The sequence below is a fragment of the Streptomyces sp. NPDC002463 genome (assembly GCF_042889835.1).
In the GTDB taxonomy this organism is placed as follows: Bacteria; Actinomycetota; Actinomycetes; order Streptomycetales; family Streptomycetaceae; genus Streptomyces; species Streptomyces nymphaeiformis.
Genome location: NZ_JBIARL010000010.1, coordinates 239,414 through 254,380, shown reverse-complemented (window position 1 = coordinate 254,380; position 14,967 = coordinate 239,414). Strand labels below are relative to the sequence as shown.

Genomic DNA, 14,967 nt, shown 5'->3' with positions numbered 1-14,967 from the left:
GTCCTGAGCCCGCAAGGGAATCCTATGGATGACCGTAGGATTCCGCACGCCCTACGTCAACGGGGCACCGGTGGTCCGCGCTCGGATCGGTACGCGCACACGGGGGTGCGCGAGGGGGTCAAAAAAGATGAACAATGCTCTACTTTCTCGCGCATGTCGTGGACCCGAAGGTTCGTCTCCGTGCTCTCGGTCGTGCTCGTGGCGCTCGCCGCAGCCCTGTTCACCGTTCCCCTCGCCCAGGCCCACGAGGAGCGGCCCGTCACCCTCCCCGACGGAACCGGCAGCGTGCCGGAACTCCGCACCGGCGAACCCGACCTCCTCGTCTGCAAGACCGACCGCGCCGACTTCGAACGCCGGATCTCCGGCTTCCCGGCCGCCCTCAAGGCCCGCAACCTCGCCCTCTTCGAACGCTGCACCCGCACCGGCCACCGCCACCTCCAGCAGGCCGTCGACGCCGTCGACCGGCCCGGCCTCACCATCGCGATCCTCCCCGGCCTCTACGAGGAGGAGCCCTCCCTGCCGCCGCCCACCGGCGCCTGCGCCAGGCTCAAGGCCCGCAAGTCCGCACTCGGCTACCAGATCCTCAGCTACGCCCAGCAGCGGCAGTGCCCGCACAACCAGAACCTCGTCGCGATCCTCGGCAAGAAGAACCTCCAGATCGAAGGCACCGGCGCCTCCCGCCTCGACGTCGTCATCGACGCCAAGTACCAGAAACTCAACGCCATCCGCGCCGACGGCTCCGACGGCGTCTACTTCCGCAACTTCACCGCCCAGCGCACCACCTTCAACTCCCTGTACGTGCTCGCCGCCGACGGCTTCGTCATCGACGACGTCCTCACCCGCTGGAACGACGAGTACGGCTTCCTGACCTTCGCCTCCGACCACGGCCTCTACAAGAACTGCGAGTCCTACGGGAACGGAGACTCCGGCATCTACCCCGGCTCGGCCTCGAACATCAACGACGGTCACGGCTACGACGTCCCCCGCTACTCCATCGAGATCACCGGCTGCCGCAGCCACCACAACATGGTCGGCTACTCCGGCACCGCCGGAGACTCGGTCTGGGTCCACGACAACGAGTTCGACCACAACATGGGCGGCGCCTCCATGGACTCCGCCTTCCCCGGCCACCCCGGACTCCCGCAGAACCACGCCCGCTTCGAACGCAACCTGATCCACGACAACAACCAGAACTACTACCCCCACGTCGCCGACGGCACCTGCGCCAGGCCGCCCGTCGACCGCGGCTACGAACAGGGCGTGGTCTGCCCCCAGATCTCCATGCCGCCCGGCACCGGCATCATCACCGCCGGCGGCAACTGGAACCTCTACGAGAACAACTGGGTCTACGGCCACCAGCGCGCCGCCTTCTTCCTCAGCGCCGTCCCCGCCTTCATCCGCGGCGAGTCCGCCTGGGGCAAGCAGACCGACACCTCCCACCACAACCGCTACGCCGGCAACCACCTCGGCGTCGACAAGGCCGGCCGCGCCCGCCCCAACCGCACCGACGTCTGGTGGGACGGCCAGGGCGGCGGCAACTGCTGGCAGTCCGACGCCGACGCCACCACCCCCGGCTCCTTGCCCGCCTGCGGCACCCGTCGCGGCGACGTCTCCGGCTCCACCGACCGGCTCGTCGGCGAACCCGTCAAACTCGCCCAGCTCCTCGTCTGCGCCGACTACAACGTCCAGGCGCGCCGCCTCCCGGCAGGCTGCGACTGGTACGGCGCCCGGGGCCTCCAGCGCGTCGAGACCCAGCTCGCCCTGGCCGGCGCCCTCGTCCTCGCCCTCGTCGGCGGCGCCCTCTGGTGGCGACGCCTCCGTGGCAACCGGCTCGCCGGCGCGGCCGCCCTCCTCGGCCTCGCGGGCCTCGCCCTCGACGTCGCCGGCTCGACCCTCGCCCTCACCCCGACCGTCCTCCCCTCCGTCGCGCTGCTCCTCATGGGCGCCTGGTGGACCCTCACCGGCCTCGCCCTGCGCCCCACCCGCCCCGTCTTCGCCTGGACCACGGTGGCCCTCGGCGCCCTCACCCTCCTCGACGCCTTCGACAAGGCGGTCCTCATGCTCCCCGGCATCCCCGTCAGCCCTGCCTGGCTCCGCCTCCTGCTCGGCATCGTCTGGGTCCTGTGGGCAGTGATCGCCGCGGGCACGCGCACCCCGCGCCCGGCCGAATCCCCGGCCGAGCCCCCGACGGAGCCTCCGGCCGACCACCCGGAAGAGGTGACGGCATGAGGGCCCGGCGAGCCGAAGGGCCGTCGCGCGCCGCCGTACGCCCCCTCGTCGCCCTCGTCGCCGCCGCCCTGCTCCTCGTGGGCTGCGGCGGCCGGGCCACCACCCATCACAAGCCCGGCACCAGCCACCAGGAGGCCACCGGCAGCAGCGGGACCCTGCTCGCGGCCCGGGACGAGGGCGGACACCGGCTCCGTGAACTCCCCGCGGCGGACGCGCCCACCGTCAGGGTCGAGGCGCGCCCCGACTCCGAGGGCGGCTGGAACGTCCACCTCACGGTGGAGAGGTTCCGGTTCACCCCGGAGAGCACCGGCGGCGCGGCCCTCCCGGGCCGGGGCCACGCCCGCCTCCTCGTCGACGGCCGGGAGACCGCCCGCCTGTACGGCCCCTGGGGCTACGTGCCCCCGGGCGCCCACACCCTGGCCGTCCGGCTCCACGCGGACGACCACACCGTCTGGGCCGTCGCCGGCGTCCCCGTCCAGGCCACCGTCCGCCTCGGCGCCACCCCCGCCGCCTCGGCCCCCTCCGCCGCCCCGGCCGCGTCCGCCTCCGCACCATCGAGCCGCACGCCCACCGACCCCGGCCGGACCGTCACCCTCGCCATCACCGGAACGACCGTCCAACCACCTCCCTCCCGCATCGAGTTGAAGAAGGGCGAGCGCCTCACCCTCCGTATCACCGGCGACCGAGCCGACACCGTCCACGTGCACGGCTACGACCGCGAACTCCCCCTCTCTCCCGGCACCCCCGCGACGCTCACCCTCACCGTCGACCGCACCGGTCTCTTCGAGGTCGAGACGCACGAGTCCGGACTCGTGCTGACCCAACTCGTCGTCCGATGACGGCCGTCGCCGCCGCCCACGCCGCGGTCCCCGCCCACGCCGCCGTCGCCGCCCACGCCGAACCCCTCCGGCTCCCGCTCGCCCACGGCGTGGGCTCCCAGCACGACCTTCCCCTCTCTCCCTTCTACGCGTACGCCGGCGCCTTCACCGCCCTCCTCGTCTCCTTCCTCGCCCTCGGCCTGCTCTGGTCCTCCTCCCGCTTCCGCGGCGACCTCTCCGGCCACCCGCTCCCCGCCGCCCTCCAGCGGCTCGCCGACGCCCCCGCCACCCGAACCGCCCTCCGGCTCCTCGGCGCCGCCGCCGCCGTCCTCTTCCTGCTCCACCTCCTCCTCGGCCCCGACGACCCGGACCGCAACCCGGCGCCCGGCGCCCTCTACGTCCTCCTCTGGGTCGGACTCGTCCCCGCCTCCCTCCTCCTCGGCCCCGTCTGGCGCCTCCTCAACCCCTTGCGCGCCCTCCACGCCCTCCGCCCGCCCCGGAACCCACGCCCCCTGCCCGCCGCGCTCGGCATCCGGCCGGCCGCCGCCGGACTCCTCCTCTTCACCTGGCTGGAGCTCGTCGCCCCCGACAACACCTCCACCGCCACCCTCCTGACCGCCCTCGCCGTCCACACCGCCGTCCAACTCCTGGGCGCCGCCCGGTACGGCGACCGGTGGTTCGCCCACGCCGACCCCTTCGAGGTGTACTCCTCCCTTCTCGCCCGGCTCTCCCCCCTCGGCCGCCGCGCCGACGGCCGACTGGTCCTGCGCTCCCCCTTCCACGGCCTGGACTCCACCCCGCACACCCCCGGACTCGTCGCCACCGTCTGCGTCCTCCTCGGCTCCACCGCCTACGACGGCCTCTCCGACAACCCCCGCTGGATCACCACCCTCCAGACCTCCTCCCTCGGCCCCGTCCCCACCGCCACGCTCGGCCTCCTCGCCGCCGTCGCCCTCGCCGCCTCCTGCTACGGCCTCTGCGCCGGCGCCCTGCGCCTGATGAACCCCGCACTCACCACTCCGCTCACCTCCTTCGCCCACTCGCTCCTGCCCATCGCCCTCGGCTATTTCGTGGCCCACTACTTCTCACTTCTCGTGACCGAAGGACCACGTAACGTCATCTTGGCAGGGGGCACTGACAACGCCCCCTCACCCGCTCCACCACTGGGTCCCGGAGGCCTCGCCACCCTCCAGGTCGTCGCGATCGTCACCGGTCACGTCCTGGGTGTCGTCGCCGCGCACGACCGGTCCGTGCGCCTCTTCCCGCCCGCCCGGGCCGTCGCCGGTCAACTCCCGCTGTTCGTGCTGATGATCGCGTACACCCTCGGCGGCATCGGCCTGCTGATCGCCTGACCGCCGGAGCGCCCCACCCGACCCACCGACCGATCGCCTCATCCCGACCGGAGCGGCATCATGGACCCCGTGCCCCAGACCCGCCCCCGAACCCAGCCGGCGCTCCGCCGCGCCCCCGTGCAGCAGCGCAGCGCCGAGCGGCTGGCCCGGATCCTCGACGCCTGCGCCGTACTCCTCGACGAGACCGGGTACGAGCAGCTGAGCACCCGCGCCGTCGCCGCCCGTGCCGGCGTCCCCATCGGCTCCGTCTACCGCTTCTTCGGCAACAAGCGGGCGATGGTCGCCGCCCTCGCCCACCGGAACCTCGACCGGTACGCCGAGCGGGTCTCGGAGCGGCTCGCCGGGGCTCCGATCCTCGACGCGCACGGTGCCATCGACGGCGTCCTCGACGAGTTCATCGAGATGAAGCGGACCGTCCCCGGGTTCGCGCTCGTCGACTTCGGGCTGCCCGCCGCCGCACCCGGAGAGGCCGTGGCGGACGGCGCGGCCGAAGCCGCCGCCGAGGACCCCAACCGGCTCGTCGCCGAACGGATCTGCGCACTCCTCGCCACCCACCTGGGCCGCGCCGCGGACGAGGAGCTGCACCGGAAGGTGCTCGTCGGCGTGGAGACCGCCGACGCCCTGGTCCGGCTGGCCTTCCGCGCGGACCCGGCGGGGGACCCGGCGCTCGTCGCCGAGACGCGGTGTCTGCTCCACGCGTACCTGGCGCCCTCGCTCTCGTAACCTCACGCGACCCCTCCCGCCCGTGCCTACCGGTCGGTAGGCTCGGCGTCACCCGACGCACCCAGGGAGACGCCATGTCCACCGCCCTGCGCATCTGCCCCCTCTGCGAAGCGACCTGCGGACTCGCCCTGACGCTCGACGGGAGCCGCGTCACCGGGGCGCGCGGCGACCGCGAAGACGTCTTCAGCAAGGGGTTCATCTGCCCCAAGGGGGCCTCCTTCCCCTCCATCGACGCCGACCCCGACCGGCTCCGCACCCCGATGGTCCGCAGGGACGGCAGGCTCCAGGAGGCCACCTGGGCCGAGGCGTTCGACACGATCGCCGCCCGAATCCGGCCGCTCATCGAGGAGTACGGTCCGGACTCCGTGGGTATCGTCCTGGGCAACCCCAACGCGCACACGGTCGCCGGCGCCCTCTACCCGCCCCTGCTGATAGCCGCGTTGCGCACCCGGAACCTGTTCACGGCCTCCACGCTCGACCAGATGCCCAAGCACGTCTCCAGCGGCCTGCTCTTCGGGGACCCCTTCGCCGTCCCCGTGCCGGACCTGGACCGCACCGACCACCTGCTGATCCTCGGAGCCAACCCGCTGGACTCCAACGGCAGCCTGTGCACCGCCCCCGATTTCCCCGGCAGGCTGAAGGCGCTGCGCCGGCGCGGCGGGACCCTCACCGTCGTCGACCCCCGGCGCACCCGCACCGCCCGCCTCGCCGACCGGCACGTCGCGATCCGCCCCGGCGCCGACGCGCTGCTCCTCGCCGCCCTCGTCCACACCCTCTTCGACGAGGAGCTCACCGACCTCGGTCCGCTCGCCGCCCACGTGGAGGGCGTCGAGGAGGTGCGGGCCGCGGTGCGGGAGTTCAGCCCCGAGGCCGTCGCACCCGTCTGCGACGTGGACGCGGACACCATCCGCGCCCTCGCCCGGGAGCTCGCCGCCGCGCCCACCGCCGCCGTTTACGGGCGGATGGGCAGCTCCACCGTGGCGTACGGCAGCCTCGCCAACTGGCTCGTCGACGTCCTCAACGTCCTCACCGGCAACCTCGACCGGCCCGGCGGCGCGCTCTTCCCGCTCTCCGCCACCGCGCCCGCCCCGCGCCCCGCCGGACCGGGCAGGGGCTTCGCCCTCGGCCGCCGGCACAGCAGGGTCTCGCACCACCCCGAGGTCAAGGGCGAGTTGCCGCTCGTCGCCCTCGCCGAGGAGATCGAGACGCCGGGGGAGGGACGCATCCGCGCGGTGATCACCGTCGCCGCGAACCCCGTCCTCTCCGCGCCCGACGGGGACCGCCTCGACGCGGCCCTGGACTCCCTCGACCTGATGGTCGCCGTCGATCCGTACCTCAACGAGACCACCCGCCACGCCGATGTCCTGCTGCCCCCGCCGCCGCCCTCCCGGAGCGCCCACTTCGACTTCGCCTTCAACTCCTTCGCCGTGCGCGACCAGGTCCGCTACACGCCGGCGGCCGTCCCCCTCGAAGCGGACCGCATGGACGAGTGCGAGATCCACGCCCGGCTGATCCTCGCCGTGACCGGGATGCACGGCGCTCCGCCGTCCGCCGTCGACGACCTCGCCATCGACACCACCCTCGCCAAGGCCGTGACACAGGAGCACTCGCCTGCGTACGGCGCGGACCCCAAGGAGTTCGCCGCAGGGCTCTCCGGGACCGGCGGAGCCGAGCGGCGGCTCGACCTGATGCTGCGGCTCGGCCCGTACGGCCTCACCCTCGACGAGCTGAAGGCGCACCCGCACGGCATCGACCTCGGGCCGCTGAAGCCGCGCCTGCCCGCGCTCCTCAAGACCCGCAGCGGACGGATCGAGCTGTTCCCGGAGCCTCTCGCCGCCGACCTGCCCCGGCTCCGGGCCTCCCTCGACGCCGTACCGGAGCCGGGAACCCTCCAGCTCGTCGGGCGCAGGCACCTGCGCTCGAACAACAGCTGGCTGCACAACACGCCCACCCTTGGCGGGGGTACGAACCGCTGCACCCTCCAGGTGCACCCCCGGGACGCCGAGCGGCTCCGGCTGACCGACGGCGGGACGGCCAGGGTGAAGGGGGAGGGCGGCGAGCTGGAGGTGCCGGTGGAGGTCACCGACGGCGTGCGGCCGGGCGTCGTCAGCCTCCCGCACGGCTGGGGTCACGACCGGCCGGGCACCCGCCTCGCCGTCGCGTCCGCGCGCCCCGGCGTCAACGTCAACCAGCTGCTCGACGGCTCCCGGATCGACCCCCTCTCCGGGACCGCCGTCCTGAACGGCTTCCCCGTGGAGGTGTCACCCCTGTAGGTCACCTCCAGGTCGGTTCCTGCAAGCACCACCGCCGTGACCTGGGGTTTTGCTCGTATTGCTCACGCGTCAACATCTTGTTAACGGCAGAAGGGGGCACCTACCGTCATCCGGACCGCCGCTCGGCGGGGTTCAAGGGTGAACGTGAGGTGTCCTCCATGCTGACCGTCCTCGGCTTCGCCATGATCGCGACCTTCCTGGTCCTGATCATGCTGAAAAAGATGTCGCCGATCGCGGCGCTCGTACTGATTCCCGCGCTGTTCTGCGTCGCGGTCGGGCAGGGGGCCCAGCTCGGCGACTACGTCATCGAAGGAGTCGGCAAGCTGGCGCCGACGGCCGCGATGCTGATGTTCGCGATCGTCTACTTCGGCGTCATGATCGACGTCGGCCTCTTCGACCCGATCGTCCGGGGCATCCTGCGCTTCTGCAAGGCCGACCCCGTGCGCGTGGTCGTGGGAACGGCGGTGCTCGCCGCGATCGTCTCCCTGGACGGCGACGGCTCCACCACCTTCATGATCACCGTCTCGGCGATGTATCCGCTGTACAAGCGGCTCAAGATGAGCCTGGTGGTCATGACGGGTGTCGCCGCCACGGCCAACGGCGTCATGAACACCCTGCCGTGGGGCGGCCCCACCGCCCGCGCCGCGACCGCGCTCAAGCTCGACGCCGCCGACATCTTCGTGCCGATGATCCCCGCGCTCGGTGTGGGCCTGCTCTTCGTCTTCGTCCTGGCGTACGTGCTCGGGCGCCGTGAGCGCAAGCGCATCGGCTACCTGACCCTCGACGAGGCGCTGGTCCCGGAGACCGAGGCCGTACTGGTCACGGCGGGCGGCAAGGGCGAAGGCAAGGGCAAGGGCGGGAAGGCCGTCGGCGCCGGCGGCGACGCGTCCGGCGCGCAGGCCGGTACGGGCGCCGGCGAGGGCGACGGCTTCCAGGGCCTCGACCCGAAGCGTGCGACGCTCCGTCCCAAGCTGTACTGGTTCAACGCCGGCCTCACGGTGGCGCTGCTCGCCGCGATGATCCTCGAACTGCTGCCGATCCCGGTGCTGTTCCTCCTCGGTGCCGCCCTCGCGCTCACCGTCAACTACCCGAAGATGGACGACCAGAAGGCGCGCCTCGCCGCCCACGCGGACAACGTCCTCAATGTCGCCGGCATGGTCTTCGCCGCCGCCGTCTTCACCGGTGTCCTCACCGGCACGGGCATGGTCAAGCACATGGCCGACTGGCTCGTCGGCGCCATCCCCGCGGGCATGGGCCCGCACATGGCCCTGGTCACCGGCGTGCTGAGCCTCCCGCTCACGTACTTCATGTCGAACGACGGATTCTACTTCGGCGTGCTGCCGGTCCTCGCGGAGGCGGGTGCCGCGCACGGTGTGTCGCCCCTGGAGATCGCCCGCGCCTCGCTGGTCGGCCAGGCCCTGCACATGTCGAGCCCGCTGGTGCCCGCCGTGTACGTCCTCGTCGGCATGGCGAAGGTGGAGTTCGGCGACCACACCAGGTTCACGGTGAAGTGGGCCGCCCTGACCTCGCTGGTCGTGCTGGCGGCCGGGATCCTCTTCGGGATCATCTGACCCGGCCGACCCGGGCCCCCGTCACCCGTGGTGCGGGGGAGTGAGCCGGACGAGTGGAAGTCGGAGGGTGGCGCGCCGGGTCGCCACCCTCCGTGTCCATGTTGTGACAGATAGTCGGATTATCGCAGTAAGTATCCGATGAGTTCACGACCGGAGGACCTCCGCCATGACGACACCCCCCACCCGCGCCCTGCTCCGCGCGGCGCTCGCCACCATGGCGCTCAGCGCCGTCACCCTCGGGGGTGCCCCGGCGGCCTTCGCCGCGCCCGGCGACAACGGCGACGTCAAGGTCCACCGGCAGGGCACCCCCGACAGCAGCCAGGCCAACGAGCCCCAGGTCGGATGCGTCTTCCGCTTCGCCGCCTTCAACTTCGACGGTCTGCAGAGCATCCAGTGGAACATCTACGCGCAGCCGGGTCTGCCGGGCAACCAGGACCCGTCGCTGAAGAACGGCAGCATCGCCGTCGACGGCAACGGTGACGGGCACACGGACGACATCACCGGCCTGGCGAGCGGCATGTACAAGGTCGAATGGACCTGGGTGGGGCAGAACGGCGCCGCGAAGTCGAAGGTCTTCCGGGTGAACTGCGACAACGGCAACGGAGGCAACGGCAACGGAGGCAACGGCAACGGAGGCAACGGCAACGGAGGCAATGGCAACGGCGGGAACGGCAACGGCGGGAACGGCAACGGCGGGAACGGGAACGGAGGGAACGGCAACGGCGGCAACGGCGGCGGCCACGGCCACGGGCCCCACGGCCCGGTCGGCGCGGGCGGCGGCGGCAGCGCGCAGATCGCCGCCGAGGACTCCTCCGCCTTCGGCATCGGGGCGGCCGTCGCCGCCGGCCTCGCCGGCACGGCCGGACTCGTCCTGATCCGCCGCTCGCGCCGCCGCGACAATGGCGCCGCGTAGGTCCCGCTTCACGCGCAGGCAGCGGCGCCTGCTCCGGCTCACCAGGACCGTGGTGGTGACCACGGCCCTGGTGACCGGAGGCATCTGGTGGGCCGGTGACGGGGAACCGGCCGACCCGCCGCTCGCCGCCGCCCCGGCCGCCCACGGCCGGGTCGGCCCGGCGGCCGGAGCGCCCGCCGCCCTGGCCCACAGGGCGAAGCCCCGGTCCGTGCCCAAGGCCGCGCCCGCGCCGAGGCCCGAGCCCCCGCCCGCACCGATGGCCCGGTCGCGTCCCGTCACCGTCGCCGTCCCGGCCATCACCATCGAGGCCCCCGTGATCGAGCTCGGCCTCGACGCCACCGGACGGCTCGGCACACCGCCCGTCGACGCCCCCCGCGTCGTCGGCTGGTACGCCAAGGGGCCCGCCCCCGGCGAACGCGGCACCGCCGTCGTCGTCGGCCACCGCGACACCCGCACCGGGCCCGCCGTCTTCCTCAACCTCAACTCGCTCAGCCAGGGCAACACCGTCCGGGTCGCCCGCGCCGACGGCAAGGTCGCCGTCTTCACGGTCGACCGCGTCGAGACGTACGCCAAGAACGACTTCCCCGACAAGGAGGTGTACGGAGACACCGGGCGGCCCGAGCTGCGGTTGCTCACCTGCGGCGGAGCCTTCGACCGGGGCAAGGGCTACGAGGCGAACATCGTGGTCTTCGCCCACCTCACCGAGATCGCCCAGAAGATCTGACCGCCGCTCCCGGGCCCCACGGCCCGGCCTGCCGAACCCGCACACGAACCCACGCCCCGCCCGACGGACCCAGCCGCTCCGCCGACCGGGGCGTGCGGCGTCCTCCTCCCCCCCCCCCGGGTTCGGAGCCGTGAGGCTTCGGGCCGTCCCCCGGAGCCAACCCCCGGTCCGGAGAAGCCCCCTTCAGCCCATCACTTCAGCCCATCGGGGGCCCGGTGCGTGCCGTCCGGCCGTCCGGCCCGCTCACCCCGCGGGCCCACGCCGCCCGGCGGGCGCCCGCCGGGTGCGGGAGGGTCTCCGCGAGGGCGGCCGCGCTGTCGAATCCGGCCGCCGCCCCGCGCTCCCGGCCGAGTGCGGCCGGCGCGGCGGCGTGGACCGCACGGGCCTCAGATAGCCGGTGGCACGCGGGTCGTCGGCCCGGGTCAGGTGGGCGGTCAGGGCGTCCACGGCCTCGGGGCGGCGGAGCGCCGCCTCCGCGTACGCCGAGTGCAGCAGCCGGCGCCGGACCGCCGACAGGCCCTCGTAGCAGGTGAGTCTGACCGGCGGACGGCGGAAGGCGAGTCCGTCCACCGGCCGGCCCTCGGACACCACCTGCCGCTCCTCCACCACCGAGGCGGCGACGGCCGCCTCCACGGCCTCCGTGGCCTCGGCGGCCGACAGCCGCGGATGGCCGCCGTGCCGGGCCGCGTCCAGGACCTCGGTGAGGGCCGCGTCCTGACCGGCGACCGCGACCGCGTCGGCCACCCGGCGGGCCGCAGGGCCGAGCCGGTCGAGACGCTCGGCCACCAGCTGGCGCACACCCTCCGGAGCGCCGGCCCGGCCCTCCCCGTCCCGTACGGCGCGGGCCGGTTCGAGGGCGAACAGCGGATTCCCGAGGGACAGCCCCCACACCCGCTCGGGGACGGCGCTCCCGGTGCCCGGCGCGTCGGCCGTCAGCGCCCCAGACAGGCCTCGCGGGAGAGCCGCGGCAGCTCGACCACGGCCGCCGGCGACTGACGGATCAGCAGGTCGAGGACCTGGCGGCGCGGGTCGGCGGCGGGGAGTTCCCCCGGGCGGACAGTGGCGAGAAATCGCCAAGCCCTTCCCCCCTCCCGCGCCCGCCGGGCAAGATGGCCGAGGAGCTGGAACGAGCCCGCGTCCCCCGCGTGGAGATCGTCCAGCACCACCATCACGGGCCGCTCCGCCGCCAGTTCTCCGAGCAGCCCGGCCGTCGCCCGGAACAGCCGGTCCCGCTCCTCCTCGGGACTGCGTCCACTCCTGGCGGGCACCCGCCCCAAGGACGGCAGGAGCGCCGCCAGCAGGACCTGCTCGGCCGCAGCCACCGCCTCCTCGGGGCAGTCGGCCGTCAGATGGGCGGCGGCCAGCGCGACCAGGGTGCGTTCCCGCAGGGAGGTCAGCCGCTCACGGCGGGGCTCCGCCCAGGGCGCGTAGCGGTCCTCGGGCAGCAGGTCGTCCGTGAACGCCTCGACGGCGGCGGCGAGTCCGGCGCGCCCGCCATGGGCGAGCGCCGCCTCCGCGAGGGCTTCGGCCTCGTCGGCGTCGATCCGTACCGTCCGCGGATCGAGGCGGAGCGGCGCGCCCTCGGCCGTCAGACAGGAGGAAGCCGCCCGTGGTGCCGGCTCGGGTTCGATCGCCCGGCGGGCCGCGTGGGCCTGCGCCCTGCCCCGTTGTGGGCAGTCGTTCCGCTCGAGCAGGGGACCCCCCATCGCCCTGCGGGGCGATCGCCCACACGGGGGTGAGACCCTGGGCACTCCCGCAGGCCCTGGCGTCCAAAAACTAACAGCGCTAGTTTGGGTCCCGCCCACTCGGACGACGTACCGGCAAGCTGAGGAGACAGCGGATGAAGGCCCACGACGCGATGTACATCGGCGGGGAGTGGCGCCCCGCCTCCTCCACGGACACCATCCCGGTCGTCAACCCCGCCGACGAGCAGGTCATCGCCCACGTCCCCGCAGGCACCGCCGAGGACGTCGACGCCGCCGTACGCGCCGCCCGCGCCGCGCTCCCCGGCTGGGCGGCCACCCCGCCCGCCGAGCGCGGAGCCCGCATCGCCGCCCTCCGTGACGCGCTCGCCGCCCGCGCGGAGGAGATCGCCGCCACCGTCACCGCCGAGCTCGGCGCCCCGCCGCAGCTCGCCGCCGCCGTCCACGCCGGGCTGCCGATCGCCGTCGCCGGCAGCTACGCCGAGCTCGCCGCCACCCACTCCTTCGAGGAGAAGGTCGGCAACTCCACCGTCTACGCCGAGCCGGTCGGCGTCGTCGCCGCGATCACCCCCTGGAACTACCCGCTCCACCAGATCGTCGCCAAGGTCGCCCCGGCCCTCGCCGCCGGCTGCACCACGGTCCTCAAGCCCGCCGAGGACACCCCGCTCACCGCCCAGCTCTTCGCCGAGGCCGTCCACGAGGCGGGCATCCCGGCCGGCGTCTTCAACCTGGTCACCGGCCTCGGCCCGGTCGCCGGGCAGGCGCTCGCCGAGCACCCGGACGTGGACCTCGTCTCCTTCACCGGCTCCACCGCCGTGGGAAAGAGGATCGGCGCCCTCGCGGGCGGCGCCGTCAAGCGGGTCGCCCTCGAACTCGGCGGCAAGTCCGCCAACGTGATCCTGCCGAGCGCGGACCTCGCCAAGGCCGTCGCCGTCGGCATCGCCAACGTCATGTCCAACTCCGGCCAGACGTGCAGCGCCTGGACCCGGATGCTGATCCCCGCCGACCGGTACGAGGAGGCGGTGGCGCTCGCCGCCGAGGCCGTCGCCAAGTACGTCCCCGGCGAGCGCGTCGGCCCCCTCGTCAACGCCAAGCAGCAGCAGCGCGTCCGCGGCTACATCGAGAAGGGGGTCGAGGAGGGCGCCCGGCTCGTCGCCGGCGGCCCCGAGGCCCCGCGCGAGACCGGCTACTACGTCTCCCCGACCGTCTTCGCCGACGTCACCCCCGGGATGACCATCGCGCAGGAGGAGATCTTCGGACCCGTCGTGTCGCTCCTGCGGTACGAGGACGAGGACGAGGCCCTCGAGATCGCCAACGGCACCGTCTACGGCCTCGCCGGTGCCGTCTGGGGCGAGCCCGAGGCGGCCGTCGCCTTCGCCCGCCGCATGGACACCGGCCAGGTCGACATCAACGGCGGCCGCTTCAACCCGCTGGCCCCCTTCGGCGGGTACAAGCAGTCCGGCGTCGGCCGGGAGCTCGGCGCGCACGGCCTCGCCGAGTACCTCCAGACCAAGTCCCTGCAGTTCTGAGCGCAGAAGGAGCGAACAGCGTGATCCGCGCCGCCGTCCTGCCCGCCATCGGCTCTCCGCTGGAGATCACCGGCATCGAACTCCCCGAGCCCGGACCCGGTCAGGTCCGGGTCAGGCTCGCCGCCGCCGGGGTCTGCCACTCCGACCTGTCCCTGTCCAACGGCACGATGCGCGTGCCCGTCCCGGCCGTCCTCGGCCACGAGGGCGCGGGCACCGTCGTCTCCGTCGGCGAAGGCGTCACCCACGTCGCACCCGGCGACGGTGTCGTCCTCAACTGGGCGCCGTCCTGCGGCAGCTGCCACCCCTGCTCGCTCGGCGAGGTCTGGCTCTGCGCGAACGCCCTGACCGGCGCCGCGAACATCCACGCCCGCACCGAGGACGGCAGGGACCTCCACCCCGGCCTCAACGTCGCCGCCTTCGCGGAGGAGACGGTCGTCGCGGCGAACTGCGTCCTGCCCGTCCCCGACGGCGTCCCGCTCACCGACGCCGCCCTCCTCGGCTGCGCCGTCCTCACCGGCTGGGGCGCGGTCCACCACTCGGCCCGGGTCCAGGAGAACGAGACCGTCGCCGTCTTCGGCGTCGGCGGGGTGGGCCTCGCCACGATCCAGGCCGCCCGGATCGCCGGGGCGTCGACGATCGTCGCCGTCGACGTCTCGCCCGAGAAGGAGGTCCTGGCCCGGGCCGCCGGGGCCACCGAGTACGTCGTCGCCTCGGAGACCACCGCCAAGGACATCCGGAAGCTGACCGGAGGCCAGGGCGTCGACGTGGCCGTCGAGTGCGTCGGCCGCGCCGTCACCATCCGTACCGCCTGGGACTCCACCCGCCGCGGCGGCCGCACCACGGTCGTCGGCATCGGCGGCAAGGACCAGCAGGTCACCTTCAACGCCCTGGAGATCTTCCACTGGGGCCGCACCCTGGCCGGCTGCGTCTACGGCAACTCGAACCCGGCCGCGGACCTGCCGGTGCTCGCCGGGCACATCCGGGCCGGCCGCCTCGACCTCGGCGCCCTCGTCACCGAGCGGATCACCCTGGACGGAATCCCCGGGGCCTTCGAGAACATGCTCGCGGGCAAGGGCGGCCGCGCCCTGGTCGTCTTCTGAGCCCTGACGGGTGAGCCCCGACACGCGGAAGC

At 73.7% G+C, this 14,967-nt stretch carries 12 protein-coding genes; 10 read left to right on the top strand and 2 right to left on the bottom strand.

Going from position 1 to position 14,967, the window contains the following annotated elements; genetic code table 11:
* The first annotated feature begins 153 nt into the window (after window positions 1-153).
* The 8 genes from ACFYX3_RS21890 to ACFYX3_RS21855 all read left to right on the top strand — a co-directional run bounded on the left by ACFYX3_RS21890 (window position 154) and on the right by ACFYX3_RS21855 (window position 10,603).
* Window positions 154-2,229 (top strand): right-handed parallel beta-helix repeat-containing protein, encoded by a 2,076-nt coding sequence (locus tag ACFYX3_RS21890; protein ID WP_389015769.1) that lies wholly within the window; start codon window positions 154-156, stop codon window positions 2,227-2,229.
* Complete coding sequence (locus tag ACFYX3_RS21885; protein ID WP_389015766.1) at window positions 2,226-3,068, top strand: hypothetical protein; 843 nt, start codon at window positions 2,226-2,228, stop codon at window positions 3,066-3,068. Before ACFYX3_RS21890 ends, ACFYX3_RS21885 begins: the two co-directional genes overlap by 4 nt.
* Entirely contained in the window at window positions 3,065-4,399 is a 1,335-nt protein-coding gene (locus ACFYX3_RS21880; protein ID WP_389015763.1) for a hypothetical protein, read from the top strand. The genes ACFYX3_RS21885 and ACFYX3_RS21880 overlap by 4 nt, the downstream gene beginning before the upstream one ends.
* Window positions 4,400-4,459: 60 nt before the next feature.
* Entirely contained in the window at window positions 4,460-5,122 is a 663-nt protein-coding gene (locus ACFYX3_RS21875) for a TetR family transcriptional regulator (protein ID WP_389015760.1), read from the top strand.
* 74 nt (window positions 5,123-5,196) lie between these two features.
* On the top strand, window positions 5,197-7,395 hold the full coding sequence (locus tag ACFYX3_RS21870) for a molybdopterin-dependent oxidoreductase (protein ID WP_389015757.1): 2,199 nt from the start codon (window positions 5,197-5,199) through the stop codon (window positions 7,393-7,395).
* Window positions 7,396-7,553: 158 nt separating this feature from the next.
* Window positions 7,554-8,966 (top strand): CitMHS family transporter, encoded by a 1,413-nt coding sequence (locus ACFYX3_RS21865; RefSeq protein ID WP_389015754.1) that lies wholly within the window; start codon window positions 7,554-7,556, stop codon window positions 8,964-8,966.
* Window positions 8,967-9,132: 166 nt separating this feature from the next.
* Window positions 9,133-9,879 (top strand): hypothetical protein, encoded by a 747-nt coding sequence (locus ACFYX3_RS21860; protein ID WP_389015751.1) that lies wholly within the window; start codon window positions 9,133-9,135, stop codon window positions 9,877-9,879.
* The gene (locus ACFYX3_RS21855; protein WP_376593425.1) at window positions 9,866-10,603 is read left to right on the top strand and encodes a class F sortase; all 738 of its coding nucleotides are present in this window, start codon (window positions 9,866-9,868) and stop codon (window positions 10,601-10,603) included. The genes ACFYX3_RS21860 and ACFYX3_RS21855 overlap by 14 nt, the downstream gene beginning before the upstream one ends.
* A 243-nt stretch (window positions 10,604-10,846) precedes the next feature.
* Here the strand turns inward: ACFYX3_RS21855 and ACFYX3_RS21850 are convergent, their stop codons facing one another.
* The gene (locus ACFYX3_RS21850) at window positions 10,847-11,494 is read right to left on the bottom strand and encodes a hypothetical protein (protein ID WP_389015748.1); all 648 of its coding nucleotides are present in this window, start codon (window positions 11,492-11,494) and stop codon (window positions 10,847-10,849) included.
* 41 nt (window positions 11,495-11,535) lie between these two features.
* Window positions 11,536-12,309, bottom strand: a complete 774-nt coding sequence (locus ACFYX3_RS21845; protein WP_389015745.1) for an AAA family ATPase — start codon at window positions 12,307-12,309, stop codon at window positions 11,536-11,538.
* Window positions 12,310-12,443: 134 nt separating this feature from the next.
* Between ACFYX3_RS21845 and ACFYX3_RS21840 the strand changes: the two genes are divergently transcribed.
* Together ACFYX3_RS21840 and ACFYX3_RS21835 are read left to right on the top strand one after the other, a co-directional pair.
* Window positions 12,444-13,835, top strand: a complete 1,392-nt coding sequence (locus tag ACFYX3_RS21840; RefSeq protein ID WP_389015742.1) for an aldehyde dehydrogenase family protein — start codon at window positions 12,444-12,446, stop codon at window positions 13,833-13,835.
* A gap of 20 nt (window positions 13,836-13,855) precedes the next feature.
* Window positions 13,856-14,935 carry a Zn-dependent alcohol dehydrogenase gene (locus tag ACFYX3_RS21835; protein ID WP_389015739.1) on the top strand — a complete coding sequence of 360 codons (1,080 nt, stop codon included), beginning with the start codon at window positions 13,856-13,858 and terminating at the stop codon, window positions 14,933-14,935.
* Window positions 14,936-14,967: the final 32 nt, after the last annotated feature.